Origin of the sequence: Methanobrevibacter sp., from assembly GCF_045130115.1 — an archaeon.
In the GTDB taxonomy this organism is placed as follows: domain Archaea; phylum Methanobacteriota; class Methanobacteria; order Methanobacteriales; family Methanobacteriaceae; genus Methanocatella.
The window spans coordinates 26,579-51,628 of record NZ_JBGUPC010000024.1 but is presented as its reverse complement, the minus strand read 5'-3'; the positions used below and the strand labels follow the sequence as shown (position 1 = coordinate 51,628).

General features: G+C 34.9%; 19 protein-coding genes. All 19 read right to left on the bottom strand.

Going from position 1 to position 25,050, the window contains the following annotated elements:
• Nucleotides 1-34 precede the first annotated feature (34 nt).
• On the bottom strand, nt 35-1,597 hold the full coding sequence (locus tag ACJMML_RS04320; RefSeq protein WP_405306146.1) for a helicase C-terminal domain-containing protein: 1,563 nt from the start codon (nt 1,595-1,597) through the stop codon (nt 35-37).
• A 54-nt stretch (nt 1,598-1,651) separates the two neighbouring features.
• Nucleotides 1,652-2,728 carry a hypothetical protein gene (locus tag ACJMML_RS04315; protein WP_405306145.1) on the bottom strand — a complete coding sequence of 359 codons (1,077 nt, stop codon included), beginning with the start codon at nt 2,726-2,728 and terminating at the stop codon, nt 1,652-1,654.
• A 1-nt stretch (nt 2,729) separates the two neighbouring features.
• Nucleotides 2,730-3,821, bottom strand: a complete 1,092-nt coding sequence (locus ACJMML_RS04310) for an AAA family ATPase (protein ID WP_405306144.1) — start codon at nt 3,819-3,821, stop codon at nt 2,730-2,732.
• 413 nt (nt 3,822-4,234) lie between these two features.
• Nucleotides 4,235-5,137 (bottom strand): SseB family protein, encoded by a 903-nt coding sequence (locus tag ACJMML_RS04305; protein ID WP_405306143.1) that lies wholly within the window; start codon nt 5,135-5,137, stop codon nt 4,235-4,237.
• A gap of 104 nt (nt 5,138-5,241) precedes the next feature.
• The gene (locus ACJMML_RS04300; RefSeq protein ID WP_405306142.1) at nt 5,242-5,460 is read right to left on the bottom strand and encodes a hypothetical protein; all 219 of its coding nucleotides are present in this window, start codon (nt 5,458-5,460) and stop codon (nt 5,242-5,244) included.
• Between the two features lie 99 nt (nt 5,461-5,559).
• Entirely contained in the window at nt 5,560-6,270 is a 711-nt protein-coding gene (locus ACJMML_RS04295; RefSeq protein ID WP_405306141.1) for a zinc ribbon domain-containing protein, read from the bottom strand.
• Between the two features lie 37 nt (nt 6,271-6,307).
• Nucleotides 6,308-7,198, bottom strand: a complete 891-nt coding sequence (locus ACJMML_RS04290; RefSeq protein ID WP_405306140.1) for an HIRAN domain-containing protein — start codon at nt 7,196-7,198, stop codon at nt 6,308-6,310.
• A gap of 15 nt (nt 7,199-7,213) precedes the next feature.
• Entirely contained in the window at nt 7,214-9,979 is a 2,766-nt protein-coding gene (locus ACJMML_RS04285) for a hypothetical protein (protein WP_405306139.1), read from the bottom strand.
• 359 nt (nt 9,980-10,338) lie between these two features.
• The gene (locus ACJMML_RS04280) at nt 10,339-10,443 is read right to left on the bottom strand and encodes a zinc-ribbon domain-containing protein (RefSeq protein WP_405306138.1); all 105 of its coding nucleotides are present in this window, start codon (nt 10,441-10,443) and stop codon (nt 10,339-10,341) included.
• 16 nt (nt 10,444-10,459) lie between these two features.
• Nucleotides 10,460-10,579: a zinc ribbon domain-containing protein gene (locus ACJMML_RS04275; protein WP_405306137.1), complete on the bottom strand. Its 120-nt coding sequence runs from the start codon at nt 10,577-10,579 to the stop codon at nt 10,460-10,462.
• A 151-nt stretch (nt 10,580-10,730) separates the two neighbouring features.
• On the bottom strand, nt 10,731-11,546 hold the full coding sequence (locus ACJMML_RS04270; protein ID WP_405306136.1) for a hypothetical protein: 816 nt from the start codon (nt 11,544-11,546) through the stop codon (nt 10,731-10,733).
• A 2-nt stretch (nt 11,547-11,548) separates the two neighbouring features.
• Complete coding sequence (locus tag ACJMML_RS04265) at nt 11,549-12,358, bottom strand: AAA family ATPase (protein WP_405306135.1); 810 nt, start codon at nt 12,356-12,358, stop codon at nt 11,549-11,551.
• A 20-nt stretch (nt 12,359-12,378) separates the two neighbouring features.
• Nucleotides 12,379-13,866, bottom strand: a complete 1,488-nt coding sequence (locus ACJMML_RS04260) for a DUF2779 domain-containing protein (protein ID WP_405306134.1) — start codon at nt 13,864-13,866, stop codon at nt 12,379-12,381.
• Nucleotides 13,867-14,159: 293 nt separating this feature from the next.
• On the bottom strand, nt 14,160-15,419 hold the full coding sequence (locus tag ACJMML_RS04255; RefSeq protein WP_405306133.1) for a restriction endonuclease subunit S: 1,260 nt from the start codon (nt 15,417-15,419) through the stop codon (nt 14,160-14,162).
• A 2-nt stretch (nt 15,420-15,421) separates the two neighbouring features.
• A complete protein-coding gene (locus ACJMML_RS04250) occupies nt 15,422-16,696 on the bottom strand; it encodes a restriction endonuclease subunit S (RefSeq protein ID WP_405306132.1) in 1,275 nt (424 codons plus the stop codon).
• Complete coding sequence (locus tag ACJMML_RS04245) at nt 16,686-18,188, bottom strand: type I restriction-modification system subunit M (protein ID WP_405306131.1); 1,503 nt, start codon at nt 18,186-18,188, stop codon at nt 16,686-16,688. The genes ACJMML_RS04250 and ACJMML_RS04245 overlap by 11 nt, the downstream gene beginning before the upstream one ends.
• An 8-nt stretch (nt 18,189-18,196) precedes the next feature.
• Entirely contained in the window at nt 18,197-21,223 is a 3,027-nt protein-coding gene (locus tag ACJMML_RS04240) for a type I restriction endonuclease subunit R (protein WP_405306130.1), read from the bottom strand.
• A 92-nt stretch (nt 21,224-21,315) separates the two neighbouring features.
• A complete protein-coding gene (gene mcrC / locus ACJMML_RS04235) occupies nt 21,316-22,380 on the bottom strand; it encodes a 5-methylcytosine-specific restriction endonuclease system specificity protein McrC (protein ID WP_405306129.1) in 1,065 nt (354 codons plus the stop codon).
• On the bottom strand, nt 22,370-24,967 hold the full coding sequence (locus ACJMML_RS04230; protein ID WP_405306128.1) for an AAA family ATPase: 2,598 nt from the start codon (nt 24,965-24,967) through the stop codon (nt 22,370-22,372). Before ACJMML_RS04230 ends, mcrC begins: the two co-directional genes overlap by 11 nt.
• Nucleotides 24,968-25,050 lie beyond the last annotated feature (83 nt).

Genomic DNA, 25,050 nt, shown 5'->3' with positions numbered 1-25,050 from the left:
TGCTGTGAGATTTTCTATTATTTTGACTTACCGACTATTTTTCAAAAAGCCCCTTGAATGAATCCGGCAGGAACCTGTCATTTTTCACGAATTCGGGGATTCTGGAATCTATGCAATAGGTCACGCAGCTGTCATCTGCAAACCTCATCCCCCTTCCGTAAGTCTGGACCAGTGCAAGCGAGGTCTTGTAGTCATACCAGTCCGCATCGGCATTTGCCCTCATCATTATCTGCTTGTCCCCCAAATCGGGATATGGCAGCTTATATATAATCTGAAATCGGCAGAGCTCTCCGGGAAGGTCAACTCCCTCATTCATGGATGGCGAAACGAACACCAATGGCTCTTTAGAGCTCTTGAACTTTTCAAGCTGCTCTGCACGGTTCTGGGTGTTGTGCTCCATAAGCCTCGGGTCCTTTAGATTGTCAATCAGATAGTCCTTGCAGGATTTGCTTACCGTGTGGATTATACCCTTTTCGCCTTCATGACGGCTTAAAATGGATCTTACAGCATCAATTGTTTTCGGCGCATTATCGGCGATGCATTTGCGGGACAAATCATACTCTCCAATGGTCCTGATCGGGTTTCTGCTTAAGTCGAATGGGGATTTTCGCCTTATCGGATATATCTCATCTTCACCAATGCCAAGGCATTTGGAAAAGAACTTCCAGTCAAGTATGGTTGCGCTCATGAATATGCAGACCTCCCCGTATTCAAGAAGGGTATTCTTGGCGTAGTTGTCCACCTTGAGGGGCTTGAATTCAAGGATTTCATATTCGGGATTGTAGTCGAACACCCATCTGTATGGGTCATATGCAATGTTTTCGATGAACCTGTTGCAGTCGCTTATTTCCCTTTTAATGAACGCTATCTTTTCAGTCAGGTGTGGCCTCTCCACATCCTTTATCCTGTCGAGTTCGGCCAGATATTTCTCCCTCACCTCATGGATGAACATGAGCCATACATCATAGTCACCGTTTTCAAGCTCATAAAGCATCTCATCGCTTATCTCCATTTTAAGATAACTTGAAAGGTCATCTATTGAAAACTCAAGCTTCAGCTGGCTCATTATGACATTTTCAAGGTTATGGGCCTCATCACAGATAAGGAGTTCCCTTTTTGTGAAGTCCCCTACATAGTTAAGTTCCAGAAACATGTAATGATAGTTGGAGATGACAGTCTTTGAATTCAGTGCAGTGTGCTTTTGGATATAGTAATCGCAGTCTGTTTTCGGATTTTCGCATGGCTCGCCTTCGCCGATGCATTTGCCCTCGTCGCATGAAAGCTCCATATCCCTGCGGCATCGGAAGTTTCCCCTTCCCTTCACAAGGCACAGGTTATTGAAATCCTCAAGGTACTGGTCCTGCAGCTGTTTTGTTACGGTCAGTATATATGAAGACCCGTAAACTGATGACAGTGTGGCGGCGATTGCGGATTTTCCGGTTCCAGTTCCGGCCTCAAGGACAATATATCGATAGCCCCGGCTGATTGCATAAATTATTTCAGATACAGTTTCAAGCTGGTCCGGCCTTGGACTTTTAAATGGAAAGTTCCTTTCGGCTACGGGGCTGACCTTCGAATAATCGCTATATTCCCACATTGATTTAATTTTAGTTAACGGTTAGTATTTAAACATTGAGAGAGCATTTGAAAACTATTCATAGTCCTTGACTGAGTGGATGAGATTATCCATTTCACCTATCAAATCGTCGACTTCCTCAGTGGTGGTGAGACTGTCTTTGACTATAAGTTCGTTTGAAAGGCTGTCCAGCTTCTCTGTAATCTCCTTTAGGATGCCTATTTTAGCCTCGATTTCAGATGCTATCCTTGGTGAGTATTCATCTGCAAGGCTTATCATGGTATATGCGGAATCCCTGTGCTTTTTGAAGAGTTGGGATGACTTGTCGACGCCTGTGATGAAACGTGTGTATGTCAGTTGAGGCGGCTCGAAGCGCTTGGCAATGAGATCACGTGTTGACTTTTCCTTGGATGTGAACTTCTTGTTCAGGTCATCCAGCTGGAGCTGGTAGTCAAGGTATTCCGGAATTATATCGGATTTTGTCCTTCTGGTAGTAATCTTTGGAATTTTCTTTTTCTTTTCGATTTCCTTTTTAGGCCTTTTCGGAAGCTCTGGCTTGACATTGGAGTCGTCGCTTGTAATCTTGTGTATTCCGAATCCGATTGCAAATGCCGGAACCTCAAATATCAGTGCGAAGAGGATTGCGCTGAAGATAATCAGGTTATTGAATGTGAAAAGCCCTATGCCAAATGCCCCAAGGAATATGCAGAATGAAAATATTTTTGTTTTTGACTGCACATATCCTCCGTTTGGAGTTTGCCAATAGAAAAAGAGATGCTTCAGGTCCTTAATCAATCCATAGTCGTTAAAGATTAACTTGTTTGGCTGCGGTTCGCCCTTAATCTTATGGATTATGAATCCCAGAAGGAATGTGATTACTCCGAAAATGGCTCCGAAAATTATCGCAACGGGAATGCTGGGTGATGTGGCATATGCAAAGGCTGCCATGGATATGAACATTACAATTCCTGAAAGCTTTGATTTGGCAAGGATGCTTCCCTGAGGATAGTTCCAGTAAAACATCCTGTGAATCACATCATCTTTCGGCTCTACAAGCTCACCTGTATATCTGAATGTAGTGCATTTGCATTCCGGGCAGAAATTCGCCTCATCGTAAACCTCGTTTCCGCAGTTATTGCATATCTTTGTCATGTTATTCCTCAACTAAAAAATCCTCATAGGTAAGTGTGTTAAGTTCCTCATCGGTGATGTCCTTCTGTGGAGCCAGCCTGTTTGCCTGGGCGGTTATGACCTCTTCAAAGAAGTTCCTCACTGCCCTGCCGTTTGCAAAGTTGTCTGACTTGTGCTCGCACATCTTTTTAAAGTACTGCCTTACATATTCATCTGCAGGCCCGTCAAGGCTCAGGTTGGCCTCGCTGCACATGAGCATGAATATGTCGTAGAGCTCTTCTTCCGTATAATCCTCGAAGTATATGAACTTGTTGAATCTTGACTCGAGGCCTGGATTTGAATGAAGGAACCTTTCCATAAGTGCAGGATAGCCTGCCACGATGACTATCAAATCATCCCTGTGGTCCTCCATAGCCTTTAAAAGGGTGTCTATCGCTTCCTTTCCGTAGTCGTTTTCGGATGTTGATGCAAGGGAATATGCCTCGTCGATAAAGAGTATCCCTCCCATTGCCTCATCTATGACTCCGCTTGTCTTTATTGCGGTCTGGCCGACATATCCTCCAACAAGACCTGACCTGTCGGTTTCAATAAGGTGACCCTTTGAGAGAAGCCCGATTTCATGGTAAATCTTTGAAAGGAGCCTTGCCACGGTTGTCTTTCCTGTTCCAGGGTTTCCGCTGAAGACAAGATGAAGGCTCATCGGAGGCTGTGTGATGCCCCTTTCCTCTCTGAGCTTTCTGATTTGAACCAGATTAATAAGGGAATTGACATCCTTCTTGACCTTTTCAAGGCCTATGAGCTTGTTCAGCTCTTCAAGGTATTCCTCAAGGGAATGGCTTTCCTCTTCCTCCTTTTTGTCCTCAAATTCCTTCGGTATGACACAGTCGGTGCCGTCATCCTCAACGAGATAATCTCCAAGACGGCCCTCAAGGGAGGCAATGTAATCGGAGTACTTTTCAAAGACATCAGGATTCAAATCCCCGTCGACAGTGAGGAAGAACTTTCCAAGAAACCTGTATGTATAGAAAAGCTCGTTGCATGCCTTCACTCCGGTCATGTCGAAGTTCCTGGCGAATTCGTCAAGCTCATGAAGGCATTCGAAAGACACCGGCATGTCCTCCAGTTCGGCATCGGTGAGCTTCATGATGTCTTGTCTTGTATAATATGATACGAGAAGCTCGTTTATGAAATTAAGTTCATTGTCACTGATCACGCCGTCGCCCAGTCCCAGAAAGCTGAAATACCTGAAAAGGTCATCCAGAATAATCACCTCAAGGGAGGTGTTCTGGGATTTTATCTGCGGACAGTAATCCCTTAAAAGATCAATGTCCAATGTCCTTATCAGAAATAGCATTCCTGACAGGTGACTTTTCATATAGTCCATTCCAATCTTTTCAGTCTTTGAGCCGCAGTTCGGGCAGGTCACCTTCGAGTTGTCCAAAACCTTGCCGCAATTTGTACAGATAGTCCACTCCAACATAATATCCTAAAAATAGTTTTTGACTTGAGAGATTATATAAGTTGTGATTATTTGACCGGGAATGCATATCGGGTGGCGTCCTCAAAGTCGGGATTCATCAAATCATCATCCGCCATGTGAAGAAGGACCTGTCTCGGGACGTAATACTCGTCCGTTCCCGGATTTATGATAAGTCCGTCCAGGTCGTGGGAAAGGATGAAATTGAATACCCTGAACTTGTTGGTCACCTGGGCATAGTAGAAATAGTCAAGGGTGTCATGAAACTCTGAAATTGCATCGATATCGGTATATACTGCGCCGTAGTGTTCCCTTCCGCTTTTAGTGGTGAACATGGTGAATGTGTCTGACTCCTGCCTGTCGATTACCCCGTCCCTGGCAAGGCCGCTTATGTCCTCGTCGCTTACGACAACGTTCAAAAGCACTGACTTGACAAGAAGCTTTGAGAGCTTGTCGAACTTGTTGAAGTTGGAATCCTTGCGTATGAACCTCTTGAGGGACCTGTTCTTTTCCTTAAAGGCAATCTCCCTTAATTTAGCTCCGTCCAAGCCTTTGCCGGTGATCTTTTCCGTTGCAATTGGAATCTTTTCAAGAAGCTCCGTGTCTATGCAGAACTCATCGCTCATCATGTCTATGAGAACCCCGTCCAGTTTGAAGTCCTGGACAATCTTGACGAAATATGCGATTTCATTGTTGAATGAAAAGAAATCCTTGGAATATTTTCCCATTTCCTCCTCGCTTGTAAACAATGGAAGAAGAGTGGTTTCGCCATCAATCTCCACATGCGGAAAACTGATGTGCTCCCCGTCAAAAATGGCAGGCAGCATAAGATTTGAAACCTTAAGCTCCAGAATCAGATTAAGATACATATCTTCCGGAGGATTGGTGCTGTTATCAAAAAAATTCCTGATTTCCTTTATTGATGCTTTCAGATACTTGTTTGTTTCACTCATCAATATTATTTTGTCCCTTAAAGTATTTATAAATATTTTGTTAGTAAATGCAATAATGTGAAAAACATGAGAAAATAATGTCAAAATAATTAAAGTCTATTATATCAAATAAAAAGAAATAACATGAAAAGCAAGCCGACAGAAGATGAGATTTGGGCAATGATAGGATTCATAAAAATTTCACGTTCAAGATACAGGACCCTGCAGTGCCTTGGAAATGACCATCTTATGCCCATTGAAATATCAAAAAAGACCAGGCTCACACCTGCCCAGGTGTCCGTAGCCCTGCATGATTTAAAAAAGAAGAAAATTGTGCGGTGCATGAACGAAACCGTGAAAAAGGGAAGGATCTATCAGTGCACAGAATTGGGTCTTGAGATAATTGACAGGCTTGAAAAGACAGGCTTTGACCCCGACAAAGACTAGTCGATAACCTCATGTCCGCATTCCTGACAGAAAAGTGAATCAGGATCTATTTTTGAACCGCAGTTTGTGCAGTACACGTCATCGCTGTAGATGACCGCCTTTCTTGCCTCCAGCTCCTCGGCTGAAATCTTTCCTTCCTCAAAGAGGCTTTGCAGCTCCAGAAGGGCATCGATTTCATCATAGTTCTGGTTGTATATGTTGTCCTCAATGATTTCCTTTAGCGGAACGGCCCTGTTTTCATTGATTTCAAATGCGATTTCACCGTTTTCCTTTGTTGTGATGGTGAAGCTGTTCTTGGACCAGCTGCCCTCCTCGATATCGATGTCAATCATGTCGGTGTATGGGATTTCCATGCCGGTTTCCTCTATCTCGATTCGGTCATGGTGAAGAATCAGGTCGGTTCCTATTGTCTTGTCCTCTTCGTCTTTAATGTTGATCCATACCTTGCGCTCGGTGAATATGATTTCCTTCTGCCTCCTGATTGCCTCAAGGCGAAGGTTAATGGAATCCACGGAATCCTCAAACTCCTCAATGAGCTCCTCTGTGATTTCATCCTCGTTGATGTCCAAGTCTTTTGATTTGAGGAACTTCAAAAATACCTTGTTCGGAGAGCCCATGATGTTTAGAAGGTCATGCTCCTCCAGAAGCTCCTTGTTCCTGTCCAGGGTGTCGAATGAGGAATTCTTGAAAATGTTTTTGAGTTCCATATTTATATGTATGGGATATTCTATAATTAATATTTTCTTATTGCACAATCAGTTTGGCAACAAGATGCCTCTCCATGAAAAGAAACAGGATTTCCGCTTTTGCATGGTCCTGGAACATATTTTTGATGTCGGATGCTGATGATGCCTCATCAATCAGGGTGTATGTGCTGTTTGCAACATATCCGACAGTCTTTCCGTTGTAATCAATGCGTATTGCATCGGCGTCATGCTCGTTTGAAGGCTCCTTTACCAAATCAAGAATGATTCCTTCACTCAATGAGACATGGTCATGGAACTGCCTTCCCGCAATGCAGATAATGGTTTCACTGGTGTTTTTAAGCATTTCTGACTGGCTTTCATATTCATCAACCTTGTCGAACTGCCTGTTTGCAAGCTTGATGCAGACATATGCCTCACGGGGCCTTTTCATCTTCTCAAGGATGCTTGCCTTTGTTCTTAAAAAGTCGCATCTGTCCTCATCATCACCTGTGAGTTTCAATGCTTGATTGATTTGCTCAAGTGGCCTTTGGAGATTTCCCGAGTATTGCTGTGCATTTGCCATCCTTTCCAGAAGCCTTGCCTTGTTGTCCCTTACTAGCTGGGAGCTTGTCTGGGACAATGCCTTGTCATAATAAAGCAGTGCCCGGTTATAGTCTCCCATGTCCTCAAGGATGATTGCCTTGACGTTGTAGATTCTCCAGTTTTTGCTGTAATTTAAAGCCTCGTTGATCTTATCGAGGGCTTCATCGTACCTCCCGTCGTTTCGAAGCCTCCAGGCCTCCATCCTCAATGACTCCGAAACTGATTTATGGGGATGATTGCCATCATCCGCATTCTCATCGTCCCTGAGATATCCCATATAACCTATATCGGGGACACCCACATGGTCTCCCCAGTCTTCAGGGTCCCCAACATGCCATTCATCCATGATTATTTCCTATGTTTATCCGAATTTTACAAATCCGCTGCGCAATGTTTTGCCATGGGAATAAATCTTAATCTTAGGTTTGGCCATCCAATCGCCTTGTGTGACAATTTTTGCCTTGACAGGATAGTACTTGGTTTTATAGGCATTCTTATATGAAACCTTTACCCATTTTGTTATTGCGTAGGTATATGCACTCAATCCAATACCATATCTGTTTTGAGGATTTTTTACAGTATATGTGTACTCAGATACTTTTTGCCATCCGTTATACCACATTTTTCTCATGGTCGCCAAATAGCTTACGCCATAAAATGTTTTGCATGATTTTGTGGTCTTATATTTTTTAACAGTTTTTATATATGGTTTTTTGACTTTATGGGTATAATCTGTTTTTATTTTTAAAGTAAGATATTTTTCTTTTAATATTGCCTTAGCCAATTTTTTATATTGCTTTGATGTGAGCTTAATTTTATATTTGCCCAATTTTATAGGATTTTTAATTTTTACTACTTTAATCCTAAATTTTGAAGTACTTTTTTTGTGATTTTTATCTCCTGAGAATTTGAAACTGCATTTATAAGTTTTTTTCTTTGATGGTAGTTTTAGTTTAATTATTGCAAATCCATTTTTAACTTTAGTCTTATACACTTTCTTTCCGATTTTAAACTTTGCTTTTCCAGTAATGCCTTCTCTATGCCCATTTTTATCAAAAGTATATGCCCAAATTGAATCTTTGTATCCTCCTAATGTAGTATATGATTCACTGTGGGATATTGTTGGAGCCTTATCTATTCTGAATGAGGATTTGGCTAGCAATTTACCTTTGCTGTCAACAATTTTGATAGTATATACCCCAGTTTCCTTAAGATTATTCATAGCAAAACTATATGAATGCTTTGGATATTTGAAATAATCACCAATGTATCCATTTGTATTGAAATCTTTGCTGTATTTTAAGGATTTGCCTTTATAAATCTTAAATGAACCTTGTAAATTGCCTTCAAAACTATAATAAATATTTTTATGTTGTTTATAATATGCATTCACAGGGTTGATCTTTAAATTCCTAAATTGATTTTCTACATACACGCTGTTAATAATAATATTATTTTTTTTCTCATCATTTCCACATTTAGTTGTAATTGAATAAGATCCACTTTTTAAATGAATTTTTAAGGTAGCATAACCATCATCATCAGTGGTGGCAAAATATTCATTACCATTACAAATGAAACTTACATTTAAACCGCTTTTATAAATACCATTATCAGAAACACGAACTTTATACACTATATCCCCATCACAATTTCCAGTAATGTCCTGTGTTTCAAGAATAATATTTGTAACATATAATTTGGCAGTGCTCATAACATGATTATCCTGATAATTGATGATTTTAATTGTATAAACTCCCTGATACAATGACCTGGCATTAAGATTGTAAGTTTTTGAATAGGCAGAGCTGGTACTATAATATCTCTGGGAAATTTTTTCATTATCATTAGAATCATATACTTTCAAATAGTAGTCATATTTATAGGGATAACTAGAAGCAGGTGTAATGGACATTATAATAGACCCACTAGAGCCATAGAACAATGAAACATCAGAAACACGAACAGAATAAGCAGAATAAGGAACGGATTTCACAGCCAAAGTAGCAGTACTCATTACATAATCATCACCATTGTTCAAGATTTTAATAGTGTACACTCCTAAACTTAAAGCATTAGCTTCAATAGTATAAGTTTTTGAAGTGGCCGCAGTAGTACTATAATACCTCTTACTAATCTTTTCAACATTCTTTGAATCATAAACCTTCAAATAAAAATCATACTTATAATTATAAGAAGAAGCAGGCGAAATTGTCATTTTAATAGATCCACTATTCCCATAATACATAGAAGTATCAGAAACACTAACAGAATATGCTGAATTTGGTACAGAATAAATAGACAACTTTGCAATATCCATTACCCTTTTATCATAGGTATTTATGATTTTTATTGTATATAATCCGGAAGTCAACTCATTTTTTGAAATACTGTATGTTCTAGATGAAGATGAAGAACGGCTATAATACCTTTGAGAAATCTTTTCTTCATCATTGGAGTCAAAAACCTTCAAATAAAAATCGTATCTATAAGTATAAGAAGAAGAAGCAGATGAAATTGACATTTTAATAGATCCAGTAGAACCATAAATCATTGAAACATCAGAAACACTAACTGAATAAGCAGAATAAGGAACAGATTTTACAGTCAATTTAGCGGAATCCATCAACCTTTTATCAAGGGAATTTCTGATTTTAATAGTGTAAGTCCCAGGCTCTAACTGCTCGGAACTAATGCTATATACTTCAGAAGTTTTATATTTTTCACCAAGATAATGTTGATTAATTACAGTAACATCATTTGAATCGATAACATACAAATCAAACATATAATACCTATCAAATCCCACAGCTGGAGAAATAGACATCTTAATAGATGCGGTATTACCATAATTATAAGACATATCAGACACACTCACTTCATAATCATCATAATAAGGCAATCCGCTTAAAATATCTTCATCAGGAGTGGCGGAATTCTCTTCAAATAATGTTAAAACTTCATCATTTTCATAAGAAGAATCATCGTTATCTATTTTTATATCTTCTTTAGCATTTACAAGATTATCGTTAGTATTGTCTAGATTATCAACAGCAATAGTTGCGTTATCTGCTGCATTTACTACCGAAACAGCAGATATAGATATAATAAAGATTACTAATATCATTAATTTTTTGTTTAGCAAAAGATTTCCTCCAAAATATTAATTTTCAATTGATATATATTTGTGTTTAAATTAATATATAATTATTTTGAAATTATTATAAAAATCCAAATTGATTATTATTTTTCAAAAAGAATCATATCAAATTTTCAATTGGAGAAATTGCTATACTGTAAGTCTTTATCAGAGCATTTCATTTTCCAAACTGCATATTCAAATAATTCACAATGTCCATCGCAAAAATCAGTATTCAATTAATCATTTACATATCACTTACTCTTGAACTATATCAACATGGAAACATACATAAAGACAAACATTGAGAAGCCTTCAGATATCCTAAAACACTGCAAGTTATCAAATTATTCTTCCCAGTCGTCAAAGTCAAAGTCCGGATCGAATCCGCAGTTCTCACAGTAGGGCTCGAAATCCGACAGGACAGAGCCGCATCTTGGACAAGTCTTCATAAAATCTCCTCACTCATCAGAATTCATCGTCGTCATAGATTTCCCAGTCGGGACTGTCTGAAAGATCTGAACCGCAATTTTCACAGATTACACTTGAAGGGTCGTTCAGATGTCCGCAAACGTTACATGTTATCATTTTTTCACCTATTTATGTATTTTACACTCCTCGTTTAAGTGCTTTACAGTTGATAGTTGTAAGCGTGCATAATATATGAATATAATGGTATAAAAAAGTTATGATAATAGTAATATCAACAATTTTATAAACAATTAGATTAATCTAACAATTATTTTAAGTAATTTTCAATGAAATTATTAAAAGCAATATTATCCACAAAACCTGCACTATAAACAATACCTGCGCGTTCGTATCTTCTGTGATAAGTCTGTAAGCTTGATTCGTAAGAGGATTCCAATTCCTTGTCGTGTCTTTCACGTGCAAGCTTTTTACAAACAGATGGAATTATATTAGAACATCTGTAAGATCTTGAACGTGTTCTCTGTCTATTCGGTTCATAATCTTCTGAAATTGATACAACTCTATAAACAATTCTACAATTTCTTAAGAATTTACGAATATCTAAAAAATCAACATTATCTCTGTTTTTCTCATAATATTCCTCATAAATCAGAGGCAGAGCAATTGTTACTGTTTCTAAAGGCTTTGCCGCAAGTCCATTTAACATTCTATCTGAATATTTTGAAAGAATCTTATCCAATAGGAAAAGTTCATGCTCCAATTCATCATTGTAGTTTTTATTTTTTAAGTTATCAACAACTTCTACCAGAGTGCATTTACTGGAGTTTCTGCAGAGCAGATCTCCCTTAAACTCAATTAGAAAGATAAAGAAATTCTCATCTACCTTCTTATACCAGATAGCATCAGTTGTTTTTGGAGTTATTGATAGATTTCCATCCCTAAAAATATCACATGAATGGCAAATATCATCTAAGGCATACATTTTAAAGTCATTTTCTCCATTTTCCATTGGAAGAATGGATATTCCCTTTGTGTTTTCAGCTATTTCATGGGCTTTTCTATAAAATTGCGGGAATGATTGGAGAAATTCCACAAATAGGGTTTCTTCAGTTGTTAATGTCATTTTTACTCCTTAAACAATATTTTTGCTTTGAGCTTATCCAGTTCATCATATGGACTTGTTAAATTTTCATAAACCGCACCCATGTTTTTAGGGTTAATTTTTTTGAAGTTATATTTATTATTATCCTGTTTTTGTGTCAGATAGAAATTGGTCTCACTTAATAAATCATAATATTGGGAGTAAAGTGAAATAGCCTCGATAAACATCGGACTATGGGAGTTTAGATATATATGAATGTTCAACTCTTTTGCAAGTAAAACCAAAATTTCTGCAAATTTGATTTCCCATTGCGGATGAAGGCTTGCTTCAGGCTCATCAATGATTAAAAATGAGTTTTCTTTCAATTTATTGTTTTGAAGTAAGATTTGAATTATTCCAATTTCCTTGATGCCTGATGAGTTTTCCTGAGACATCGGACAGTCACTTTTAATAATGTCTTGGATTTTTGAGAGAATTTCAGAGTCCGTATTGATAATATCTTCTTCTAAAGCTTCCTTAACATGGATTACATGATCCAATCTCAGTATCTCCAAATCCTTTAAATCCAAAACAGAAATATTATCCAGATAGAATATATCTGAAGGGATAAAATCATTTTCAAATTTAACATTTGAATCATTTAAATCAGTTAGTTCTTCACTGTCAAGCAAGTAATCTATTGATTCATCGTCAATTTCTGATTTCAGATAACAATATAATATTTTAGATACTGTTGATTTGCCGCTGGAGTTGACTCCACCAACCACATTAATCTTTTTAATATTGATTTCAGCATTATTTATTTGTCCAAAATCATTTATTTCCAAATACATGACTTATCCTCCATTTATCATCATTCTGTTATTTCTACGAATTTTTCCCATATTTTTACCATAGCATATGTATCAAGTTTACAATACTCAAGTAAAGCAGTTATTATTTCCTGTTTTTCAGGCGGATTATCTTTTAAGCTTAAAAATGCATTTGATGCCTCATCACCTTTATGAATTAATGATAATTCACTATAATCTAATTCCGGATCATTCGGGAATAATGCAGGCAATACTTTTTTAATTGAATAGGAACCTTCCATCTCTTTTGTATAGTAATCCCTATTTCTAAACGGCACCATCAAATCAACCATATTGGCATTGAACCTATCCATTTCAGGTTTTAAATCAGGACACATTTCACCAATTTCCTTGTTGCGGGTGGCTTCAAAAGCCTTATTATAGACAATTACACTGCCATCTTCAGGCATATCCCTAATCATGCTTTCAGCAAAGGCTCTAATTATATTTTCATCATCCACATCCACTAAGAATTCCCTATGCTCTATTGGTGCACCTTCCTCTTTTATTATATGTAACGAGTATTGGAAAGGAATCTGCTGATATGCCTTTGTTCCTTCCAATTCAGGAATGGCATACTGGCAGGATTCATAATCAATGAAATATAACGGAAAGTTAAGTTCGTCTAGAATACTGTTAATTGCATCCTTATTTATCTTAGGTTCTCTTTCGTATAATTCAAAATCGATCTGTTCTGAGTATTTTGGATTAAGGTCCTCATTTTCCAAATCTTCAAATGAGATTTTTCCTTCATCGTATTTTCTAAACTGTACAGATTTCCACATGCCGCTTATATCAAAAACATTAGGTTTAGGCAAATCCCTTGTACAGTAATCCCAGAATGCACATGAATATGGATCAAAACAATTCTTTCCCAAATGTGATTCAGGAGGATTATCGCTGTCATGTTCTTGCATAAACTCATTGATTTTATTAATATTATCTTTTATTTCGTCTTGTTTTGCTAAAACGATATCAGTTAAATCTTCAATATTGAATAATTGGTTAATGTCCAATTCCTTACCCCTTATATATTCATTGTTTATGTAAACGATACATGCTTTTTTAACATTCAAACCGAGATTGGATAAGACAAAGTATTGGTATGAAACATCATCAATGTAAATGTCCTTGATTTTAGTGGAACTTTTAACTTCATAGATTTCCACTCCGTCTGAATCATTTTTAAGGACATCCACACTGCAGAAATTGTTATCAAAGATAAATGACGCTTCAGTAATGATGTTTGGTTTGTCTTTAAGCAACTCTTCTGTCTTTTCAATTCTTATATTGATATTTTCATCAACCGGAACGTCCTCATAATCTCCAAATAAACATTTGGCAAGTTCCCCTACTTTTTTACCGGTTTCAAGAGTGGAATCATTACTTTCAATTTCTCCACATTCAGGCTTATATTTAGTTAACCAAAGAATATTTATACATTGCACACAGTTGCAATACTTGGATTTTGACAAAAATGTTTTGTCCATACTAATAACTCCTTATGTATTAGTTTAGTATAATTTTTAATATAACTTTTGTTTAATAATAAAAACCAATAATATTGCTATTTTTCATCTTTAAAAGTTATCACAAATACTGGAATATTAAAGTAATGAGAAAAATATCAATAACCTCATTTCATTCATACCTTAATAGATTATCATTTTTTATACAAATTAATCAATACTAATTAATTGAATAGATATTCCTAAAAGATAATATGAGAGACAATATCCTTCAACTTGTAATTTTTTGGATTTAAAACATAAGTATAAAAAAATTAGAAATCACAATTTATCTTTGAGATATCAATTTCTCCAGACATTAATTTAGGAAGTAAAACATCTCTCAATTTATTTAAACTTAAGATTTCCTTTTCTAATTTGTATTTTAAGAAAAGCATATTTTTCGTAAGCCCTTCATATTTTTGTTGAATATTATAAGGAGGACAAAGCATTTTAAAATTAATCAAATAATTTATTTTCATATTGGGCCTAGTAGAAGTTTCAATAGTTATTGCTTCAATATATTTTTTATAAATATATGAGTTAAGATAACCATATAAAAATAGATGTGAAATCTTAGAATAATCAATTTTTAATCTAATCAAACCATTATTATAAACAGCATTTAAATCTTCCATTATAAATCTATTTAAACCTAAACTTGCTGTTCCTGTTCTAGCAACAATAATATCTCCTTTAGATAATTTATATTTATCATAATTCCCTTCAGAAATATCGGCATATCCCCATTCTTCAAAAGATCTATTGTTAGATAAATCTCCTGTGCGAATACATTTAATACCTGTGTCATAATCAACAATTGGTGCTTTTTTAATTGCATCTGCCCCTGTGTTAGATTTTATTACAAATTCTGAAAGTTTTTTAAACTTCCAACCATCAGGAATATCCAAATCGTTGTTTTCATTAGAAGATACAAATTTTAAAAAATAATTATTAAATAATAAATACATTTGATTATCTAAATTTTTATTTATTTTCCGGTTAACATTAATTTTTTCTTCAATGGCATTTAGAATAGAAGAACATTTCTTCTGAGTATCTAAATCGAATAAATTAAATTCCATGTCAGTGAAATCCCTCTGATATAAATGAGGTATTACACTACCCTCAGTAACAGATTTTATAAACCATTTAAAGAATGGAGATTTGAAATAATAATATAAAAAATCAGTGTCAATATATTCCTCATTTTGATTTCTAACTACAAAAATACCTGATGCAACAGTTGAATCCATTTCTAAATTTTTCACATATCCTAATTTGCCTATAGTTCCATCTTTAGAAATTAAAATATCTTTATCTTTAAGAATTATTTCTGGAGATTCTTCAAACCTTTCTTTTGAGATATAACCACAATCATCCCAGTTAATACCTTCTTCTTCTAAAGCAGTAGCATTAATGATTCTATAATCTCCTTGATCCAAATATTCTTCTTTTTTTAGACCTTTCCAACCAATTCTACCTTTGATGTAAAGATGTTCACCTAAGGAAACTGTTTCAAAATTTAAACTCAAATTTATCCCCTTCCTGTTGAGTTTTCTAAATCACAATTTATCTTTGAGACATCAATCTCACCAGACATTAATTTTGGAAGTAATGTATCTCGTAAATTAGTTAAATATTCAATTTCAAAATAATTGTTAGCAATTTTATCATAAATCTCTTTAAATGGTAAATTTTCAATTATTTCAATTGGTGGCACAACTAATTCTAAATTAGCAATAAGATCTTTACTTAAATTTTGTTGTACTGATCCACTAGCTAGATTTTCAATTTCTTTTTGATTAAATAATAAAAACAAGTATAAAAACAGAGTTTTATTAAAATCATTACAAATCATTGCACAACAAGCTTGATTAGTAGTTGCTTCTAGTTTTAGTAAACCAATACGTGCAGCAGTTCCTTTTCCATATAATGCCATGATAATGCTATTAATTGGCAATAATTTTGCTGAACTGTTTTTTAAGCCTAATTCAGTTATATGCTCTTCACTTTTAATTATAATATTATTATTAATTTCACCAGTTTTTAACCAAGGAACTGTACCATTATCCCAATAATCTGATTCTCCACGTTTAGGAGTGCCTCCATTCTTCATGTCATCTACAAATTCTTCAATTGATTGTACGGACCAATCTTTAGGGATTAAACCAAGTGAACTTTCTTCAACATAACCTCCAAGAAGATAAGGTTTAAAATCAATAAAATGATAACGATAAATAGCTTTAGCTAACCCTTCTAAATTTATATTTATCTTTTTGTTAATTTCAATTTTTTTATCTATTTCACCTAAAACAAATGATATTCTTTTTTGTTCATCAATAGAAAAATTAGGAACTTCATAATTTTGAATAGCTTTCTTATCTCCCCTTGGCATTTTTGTTCCTTTTGCATTTGCCATTACATAACTAAAAAAGTCATCAGATGATAAAACATAATACAAAAACTTAGAATCATAGTTTTCTTTTGATCTTATAACAAATACATCATTAGAACATCCGCCTTCCATATCCGAATACCATATTTTTTTAAAATAAGGACGTATGTTGTTGATTAATATATCCTTAGGCAAATATTTTCTAACTGACTTAGTATCCGGCAATGAACTAGCTATAGTGATTCCACCTTTATTTGAAATCATATTTTCAGTAGAAATATAATTTGTTTCATTAATTTCAGATACTTCGATTTTTGAAGTCATGAACTTAGCAACATCATTTAAAACTAAACTCAAATTTATCTCACCTTTAAAAATTTTTAAAAAAATTCTAAACTCAAGTTCAGAATTCAAAACCAATCTCCTTTAAACTTTGACGGATTTTTCCTTCAAGTTCATTAGATTCTTTAAATAACTCATCAAGCTCAGAAGTTAATGTTTTCATTTTTTCTTCAAATGGTATTCCATCATCTTCTTCAGGTTTAAATCCAACATAACGGCCCGGAGTTAAAATAAAATCATGTTTTTTAATTTCTTCTAAATCACTGACTTTGCAGAACCCTTTCTCATCTTCTAAAACTCCACTTTCAAAATCAGAAAAAGTGTCGGCAATTAAATCTATGTCTTCATCAGTTAACTCACGTAATTTCCTTGAAACCATTGTCCCCATTTCACGCGCATCAATAAACAATGTTTTACCTTTTTGTTTCTTATCTCTGTTTAAGAACCATAAACAAACTGGTATTCCTGTTGTATAGAATAATTGTGTAGGCAATGCTACAATACACTCCACTAAATCATCTTCAACAATTGCTTGCCTGATTTTTCCTTCACCGGATGTTGTAGATGAAAGAGAACCGTTAGCTAGAACTAAACCAATTTTTCCTTTTGGTGACAAATGATGAATCATATGCTGCATCCATGCAAAGTTTGCATTTCCTTTCGGAGGAATTCCATATTTCCACCTAGGATCATCTTGCAATTGTTCTTGTCCCCATTTTTTAAGGTTGAATGGTGGATTAGCCATTACGAAATCAGCTTTAAGTGTTTTGTGCAAATCATTTAAGAATGTGTCTTCCTGATGTTCTCCAAGGTCGGCTTCAAGACCACGAATGGCTAAATTCATTTTAGCCATTTTCCAAGTTGTTGGATTCGATTCCTGACCATAAATGGATAAATTATTTATGTTTCCACTATGATTGTCAATGAAGTTTTTAGATTGGACAAACATTCCACCGGATCCGCAACATGGGTCATAAACTCTTCCATCATATGGTTTTAGGACTGAAACTAATGTTTTTACAACACATGCAGGAGTATAGAACTCCCCTGCCTTTTTACCTTCAGTTTCAGCAAACATACTTAAACAATATTCATATGTACGTCCAAGAATATCTTTTTTATCCCCTTTATCAGACATTTGCACATTTGTGAAAATATCTATTACTGCACCAAGTTTCTTTTTATCCAGTTCAGGTCTTGAGAAGTTTTTAGGCAATATTCCTTTGAGTGACTTGTTATTGTCTTCAATAGCTTTCATTGCATTATCGATTGTTAAACCATTTTCTTCAGTATTCGCTTTTTTAGCAATTTCAGACCAACGAGCTTCCGGAGGAACAAAAAATATATTTTTATAAGTATATTCGTCAATGTCCTCTTCAAAGCCATCTCCTTCTTCAACAAGCTCCTGATATCTTTCTTCAAATTTATCAGATAAATATTTTAAAAAAATTAAACCTAATACTACATGTTTATATTCAGCTGCATCCATTGAACCTCTAAGTTCATCAGCCGCATCCCATATCTGTTTTTCAAATCCTATTTCACTTATATTATCTTTTGCCATTAAATCACCTATGCTGCTTCATCTACCCATAATTCACATTGTGCAATAACTTTATCTAATGCAGATTTCATCTCTGCTGGAGGATAATCATATTTTTTAAGCAAACGTTTTATAGTTCTGCGCATATTTGCTCTCGCAGATTCTTTTTTCTGCCAATCGATAGTCCTGTTTCTTCTTAAAGAATCAGTCAACTCCTGTGTAATCTTGATTAAAGTTTCATCATCATAAAAATCATGGATGTTTTCCGGAAGAGCTATTGCATTGTAAAATGCCAACTCTTCTTCACTCAATCCTAATTTTTCCCCTTCCAAATGTGCTTCACGTAAAAGTTGCGCGATTCTGATTAACTCTTCAATAACCTCATCATTTGTAATATGGCCATTAATATAATCATTACGTGTTTTTTTCAAAAGGTCAGAAAATTCTTCAGCCTTAACAAGGTTTGTTCTTGTATAAACTTTTACTTCATCATCCAGCAATTTTTCTAAAATCGTTCTGGTTAAATTGGAGGATTCCAATGCCCTTACCTTATCCAGGAATTCCGGGTCAAATAATGACACTTCTTCACTGACATTAATGACATTAATTACCCCGGTACTTTTGATTGATTGATTTAGCAATTCTGTAATCTGTTTATTGATTTCCGGCAGAGACAATTTTCCATCTGATGTAACTTTAACAAGAACTGTCCTTACAGCTTCAAAGAATGCCGCTTCAAACCTTTCATGTTCCTTAGCCCTGCTGCTGCACAATGACAGCCATTTTTTAAGAAGCAATGCCTCTTTTAAATATTCCTTTTTGATGTCTTTGCGTGAAAACTCTTCCATGAAGTTGACACCATTTGAAATGATCTTTGACCTTTCCAAATCACTGTCTCCAAAGAATTTTGAGTAATCAAATCCATAGAACAAATCCTGACAAATTTCTAATTTTTCCTGGAATTTAGGATATGCCACCTTATCAACATCAGGATCACCATATTTCTTTTTGTCCCTATCAGTGTATTCACTCATTGCTTTTTTAAGCTCTGATGCAATACCTATATAGTCAACAATGAGTCCCCCTTCTTTTCCTTTGAATACTCTGTTTACACGAGCTATTGCCTGCATTAAGTTATGTCCCCTCATTGGCTTGTAGACATACATTGTTGAAAGTGAAGGTACGTCAAATCCTGTAAGCCACATATCAACCACAATAGCTATCTTCATTGGGTCTTCATCATCCTTGAATTTATTTTCAAGTTCTTTTTTATATGATTTATCTCCTATTATTTCATACCATTCTTCAGGGTCTTTATTGGAACCGCTCATCACCACTTTAACTTTTTCATTCCAATCCGGACATAATTCCAATATTTTTTCATACATTTTTATGGCAATTGCACGCGAGTATGCTACAATCATTGCCTTTCCACTTAAATGATTTGCACGATTGTCTTCATAGTGGTGTACAATATCTGTGCAGATGTCATTGATGATTTCAGGTGCTCCAAGCAGTTCTTCCATTCTGCTTAACTCTTTTTTGCTTCTTTCAATATTGTATTCTTCTGCTTCCTCTTGCAGCTCCCAGTATTTTTCATCAATTTTTTGTAAAACTGTTTCATCTAAATTTATATCAGCAATACGGCTTTCATAGCATATGGGTACTGTTGCACCGTCTTCCACTGATTGTGTCATGTCATAAATATCAATATAATCTCCAAACACTTCTCGTGTGTTTTTATCTGCCATTGAGATTGGAGTTCCTGTAAAACCGATGAATGTTGCATTTGGAAGGGCATTATGTATTCTTCTAGCTGCACCGATTTTTATTCTACCAGTTTTTGGATCAACCTTTTCTTCAAGTCCATATTGGCTGCGGTGTGCTTCATCTGATATTACAATAACATCTTCCCTATCAGTTAGGGAGTCTTCATAGTCATCGAATTTCTGCATTGTTGAAAAGAATATTCCATTGGCTTTCCTGTCATTCAGCAATTCCTTTAAGTTTTTCATGCTGGTGGCCTGTTTTGGGGTTTGTCTTAAAAAGTCACTGCATTTGGCAAATTGTGAATATAACTGATCATCCAAATCATTACGGTCAGTAATTACTACAAATGTTGGGCTTTCAAGAACCTGTTGCAGTTTATTAACATAAAAAACCATTGATAAACTTTTTCCACTTCCCTGAGTGTGCCAAAACACTCCTGCCTTGTGATCACTATTGATGGCTTTGACTGTTGAGTTTACTGCCTTGTTGACAGCGAAGTATTGGTGGTATGCACCGAGTATTTTGATTCTGGTTGTTGAATCATTTGAAAAAACTATGAAATTCTTTAATATGTCTATGAATCTTTGTTTATCGAATATTCCTTCAAAGAATGTTGTGAAATCAGCCCATTGTGTTGATTCATAACTTCCATCGGTTGTTTTCCATTCCATGAACCTGTCTTCTGAAGCTGTGATTGTTCCTGCTTTTGAAATGGACATGTCACTCATTACGCAAAAGGCATTGTAGTTAAAAAGAGTTGGAATAACCTGCATATATTTCTTCAGTTGGTTATAAGCTTCAGATGTGTCTGTATTTTCCCTTGATGGAGATTTTAGCTCACATACCACTAATGGAAAACCATTTACAAAAACGACAATATCTGGTATTTTAGTCTCCTTATCAACTACTGTCCACTGGTTAATAACCGTGAATGCATTATTATCTAAATTATCATAATCAATCAGTTTAACATGTGTGGATTCTTCTTTTCCATCATGCCAGTAATTGACATTAACACCATTCTGAATATAGTTCATGAATTTATTATTTTTTTCCTCAAGAGACCCTATATCAAAATCCTGAATTACTTCAATGGCTTTATCAACCGCTTCTTTATCTAATTGATCATTGATATTGTATAATATATCGATATCTCCCATATAAAGAGGATTTTTATGTTCTCTATCAATATCCGGACCATAAAAACTGTTATAACCTAAATTCTGAAACAATTCCATTAATGCTTTTTCATAAGCCTCTTCATTATAAAACGAGATAATAACCAACTCCTAGAAAGCAATATCCTAACTTAACAACAATATTGTGATAATTTTAGTTTATAAAAATATATTATTAAATTTTACTAAAATAATAATTATTAAAATGAATATTCTTCTTTTATTAAATAAGTATTAACGATAGAATCCAATTGCTCTTTGATCACATTAAATTCCTGATTCAGATCAAGAGTTTTCACTGAAATCTTATTACCACTCATCACATAGTCACTATCCGGTTGGATGCTGTCAGATGTCTTGGCGTAAAGTAACATTCCACCAACTTCCACATCTTTTCCTTGCATCTCAACTTCCTTATTTTTAACATAAGCAAAAATTTGATATAAATTTCCTGTGCGGTGCATATCTTTTCCATAATTTTGCAAAATGTTGTGCGAATAGAACTTGGCATCAATGATTAGAATCTTGTTTTCATACTCCAATGTCACATCGGTCTGCATTTTTGGAAGCAGGAAATCCAAACCATCATCGATTTGCCAGTCTATTTGAGGTGCATGAGCTTTAATCTCCGGATGTTCCTTAATGTAGTAATTCAAGATAAATTTCTCATATAAATGGCTCATTCTCTGGTCATCCAAGAAGCTCATCAGTTTCTGCTGTCCGTTCACTTCAGAGTGAATCAATCCATTAATCACTAAATAGCAGATATTTATGAGCATCTTATATGTCTGATTGTTCCTGTCAAAGCGTATCTTCCAGTTGATTGATTTCAAATCAATCAAATCGACATCCTCAAAATACATCAGCACTTTCTTCAGTTTCTTCTTTCTCTCACGTGCAATATCAGCTTTTACCAAAAGTTTCATTGCTGACTTTAAAATCTGGTTCAGATAGCAGTTTTGAGAAAACTCATCATAGGTGCAGTTCAGCTGCCTTTTGATGAAGCTCTGTGAATTTATTGACTCGGTAATGTTGATCTTGCCCCTGATTGATGAGGTGGTCTCTGTAACTTCAATATAATCCTTCACAAGACCCTGCTTAATCTGTTTGGAAACACCAATTACAAGAATTTCCGAAAGCAAATCTGCTGCATTGTCGAAGCTTTCAGATTCAATCTTTCTATATTCCCTCTCATTCAAGACCTTGAACGCATAAGAGAGCATATAATAGATATTTTTGATATAGATGGTCTCCTTAACTATCATCAAGTACACTTCTCAATCTGGCGGACCAGTTATTGACTTTTTCAGACTCATCAAACCAGTATTCCTTTAAAAGGGGAATAAGTTCATATTCTACAATATAATTTAATTTATCATCAACATCATCAGATTTTATGTTGCATAAATAGCTATGACCTATTCTAAATCCTTCCCCTAATGATTCATCATCATTGATGTCATGGTTTAATTCTTTCATGACTTCAATTAATCTATTGAATTTGGTGTTTTCTAATTTATCCTTGTATCTTTTAAATCCACTCGATTCAAATCCTGGCTTCAAATCAAAGAATGCAAATCTGCGCCTTAAAGCATAGTCAATCATTGCCAATGATCTGTCAGCAGTATTCATCAAACCGATAATGTGGATATTTTTTGGTATAAAAAATGATTCATCTGAATAAAGGAGCTGAATTTTATTTTTTTCTCCCCTCTTATCATTTTCAATTAACATAAATAGTTCACCAAAGATTTTACTTAAGTTTCCCCTATTAATTTCATCAATGATGAAGAAGTAATCATTTTCATCATCCTCCTGGGCTTCTTTACAGAATTTATAGAATGTTCCGTGTCTTAGCTCAAAACCTTCTTTTGAAGGCCTAAAACCCATTACAAAGTCCTCATAGGAATAGCTTTGGTGGAATTGAACCATCATTACCTTATTAACATCTTTAACACCCATTATGGAATATGCCAATCTTTTGGCCATGAATGTCTTTCCAACTCCAGGAGCACCTTGAACAATGATGTTTTTCTTGTTTTTAACCAAGTCAACCAGAGTGTTATAATCTTTTTCGTTAATGTATACCTCTTCAAGGAACTTATCTACACCATATTCAGGATATTGTGACTCTTCATCATCATCCGAATCATCATCAACAAAGAATTCTTTAATGTTATCAACCATTTCCTGATAAACTGTAATGTCAGTTAATGTCTTCATAGGCAATTTTCCATGCTCATATTCCCAATTGCCCTTATTGGTCCAGTTAACCTTTCTAATTTTTTTAAATGTATTGTTTTCATCATATTCATAGTCTGATTGGACAACACCCCTTCCAATAATCTCCCCCATACCTTTCTTAGCAAATACCACATCACCGATTTGAATATCATGTACAAATTGCCAGCATGCATTTACGTCATGTCTGTGGGAAGAATTATCCCCATGAAGTTCCTGAATTTTAAGTTTCAATTCTTCTTTGGATTTATATTGGTTTAAATCACCGGTTTCTCCAAATCCAATGCCCATATATCCTTTATCATAAAATTCATCCCAATATATTGCTCCAATACCTGGTGAAATTAACCAGTAATGAGTTTGTCTAACATCACCATCTCCAATTCCATCATCAGATTCATCATCCGATTTTGAAAGATATGCTCCATGAGACAATTCTGGGAAACTAGAATATTTATCTGTGCTGTTGATTGCCTTTCTACATTCTTCACAAATATGCAAGTATTGTTCAGCCTTAGGAGGTTCTTTCAGAGATTTGATTTCTTCTTTAAACTCTTCAGAAAATATTTCATCTGATGACAAAACATTTCTGTTATTTGAATCCAAATTAATAAAGGTAAAAGGCTGGATCCAGTTTAATGCCATAGTAATGTTCCATCGAATGCCTCCCTGAGGCAATATTCTATCGTAACAATCCATGAATCTTTCACGATTGTCCTCCGAAAAGTTAATTGCCTCTTCAAATAGGTTCCAAATATTATTTATATCATCTTTTCCACGATTTTCCTCAAATCGATAAAAAGTTGCCTTAAGATTATTTACCAATGCAACTCCATGAAATGTTTGTGGAACCTCAGAATCGATTGAAAATTCCTTTTTAATTTGAGTTAATATGTTTATACGATTTTCAGAAGTGATGCTTTTATTAAAAAGGGCAAATACGGTAAACGGATCTATATCATATGGAATTTTATAATTGCCTTCATTATCCCCTTCCAGACTTGGCAAATCCATTTTTAAATTAGAATAAACTTTTTGGATTTTATTAATTAGTTCTTTCCGATCATTTTGGTATTCCAATAGTTTATCGGCAAATTCCATATAAAATTCTGTCCATTCTATTTTATCATTGCTCATTCTTGTCAATATCTCATTTTTGGCAGCATCGTTAATTTTAAATAAAGTCATTACTGACTTTAGTGGCTTTAGCGAAGTTTGTGTCAAATCATCTCTTTTTGTCTCACCAACCCATTCAACATCCCTAAAATGGCAATAGGCATCATGAGTATTGTATTTTTTAGCCAATTCATCAGAGTAATAGTAATCAGAAATGATTTTGCCCACATGATATATTCTACTATGAGGATCATATGAGATTACATAATCCCCAATTTCGAATTCACAAACAAATTTGATTACTTGAGCAGAATTTAACCCCAAGGAGGTTTTACTGGCTTCAGGATATCTTTCCTGCATAAGTTGCTTAATCTCATCAGGATTTTTTCCAGATAAATCATTTAGTTCCCAACCAATAACTACAATATTTTGTTTTTTAAAATCATCAATTAAAAACGCTTTTTCACCTGCGCGAACGATCCACATGTTTGCCATTATTAACAATCCTTTAATTTATATACATAATTTTATTACATTTTAAATAAATAATTTATCTTATAAATTAAAACATTAAATCT

Bases quoted from the DNA above. Each gene is read 5' to 3' on its own strand.
- ACJMML_RS04260 (WP_405306134.1), bottom strand. From the start codon at position 13,866: ATGGACAAAACATTTTTGTCAAAATCCAAGTATTGCAACTGTGTGCAA.
- ACJMML_RS04275 (WP_405306137.1), bottom strand. From the start codon at position 10,579: ATGATAACATGTAACGTTTGCGGACATCTGAACGACCCTTCAAGTGTA.
- ACJMML_RS04300 (WP_405306142.1), bottom strand. From the start codon at position 5,460: ATGCACCGCACAATTTTCTTCTTTTTTAAATCATGCAGGGCTACGGAC.
- ACJMML_RS04280 (WP_405306138.1), bottom strand. From the start codon at position 10,443: ATGAAGACTTGTCCAAGATGCGGCTCTGTCCTGTCGGATTTCGAGCCC.
- ACJMML_RS04265 (WP_405306135.1), bottom strand. From the start codon at position 12,358: ATGTATTTGGAAATAAATGATTTTGGACAAATAAATAATGCTGAAATC.
- mcrC (WP_405306129.1), bottom strand. From the start codon at position 22,380: ATGATAGTTAAGGAGACCATCTATATCAAAAATATCTATTATATGCTC.
- ACJMML_RS04320 (WP_405306146.1), bottom strand. From the start codon at position 1,597: ATGTGGGAATATAGCGATTATTCGAAGGTCAGCCCCGTAGCCGAAAGG.
- ACJMML_RS04290 (WP_405306140.1), bottom strand. From the start codon at position 7,198: ATGGATGAATGGCATGTTGGGGACCCTGAAGACTGGGGAGACCATGTG.
- ACJMML_RS04285 (WP_405306139.1), bottom strand. From the start codon at position 9,979: ATGATATTAGTAATCTTTATTATATCTATATCTGCTGTTTCGGTAGTA.
- ACJMML_RS04310 (WP_405306144.1), bottom strand. From the start codon at position 3,821: ATGCCGGTGTCTTTCGAATGCCTTCATGAGCTTGACGAATTCGCCAGG.
- ACJMML_RS04270 (WP_405306136.1), bottom strand. From the start codon at position 11,546: ATGACATTAACAACTGAAGAAACCCTATTTGTGGAATTTCTCCAATCA.
- ACJMML_RS04245 (WP_405306131.1), bottom strand. From the start codon at position 18,188: ATGGCAAAAGATAATATAAGTGAAATAGGATTTGAAAAACAGATATGG.
- ACJMML_RS04305 (WP_405306143.1), bottom strand. From the start codon at position 5,137: ATGAGTGAAACAAACAAGTATCTGAAAGCATCAATAAAGGAAATCAGG.
- ACJMML_RS04295 (WP_405306141.1), bottom strand. From the start codon at position 6,270: ATGGAACTCAAAAACATTTTCAAGAATTCCTCATTCGACACCCTGGAC.
- ACJMML_RS04315 (WP_405306145.1), bottom strand. From the start codon at position 2,728: ATGACAAAGATATGCAATAACTGCGGAAACGAGGTTTACGATGAGGCG.
- ACJMML_RS04230 (WP_405306128.1), bottom strand. From the start codon at position 24,967: ATGGCAAACATGTGGATCGTTCGCGCAGGTGAAAAAGCGTTTTTAATT.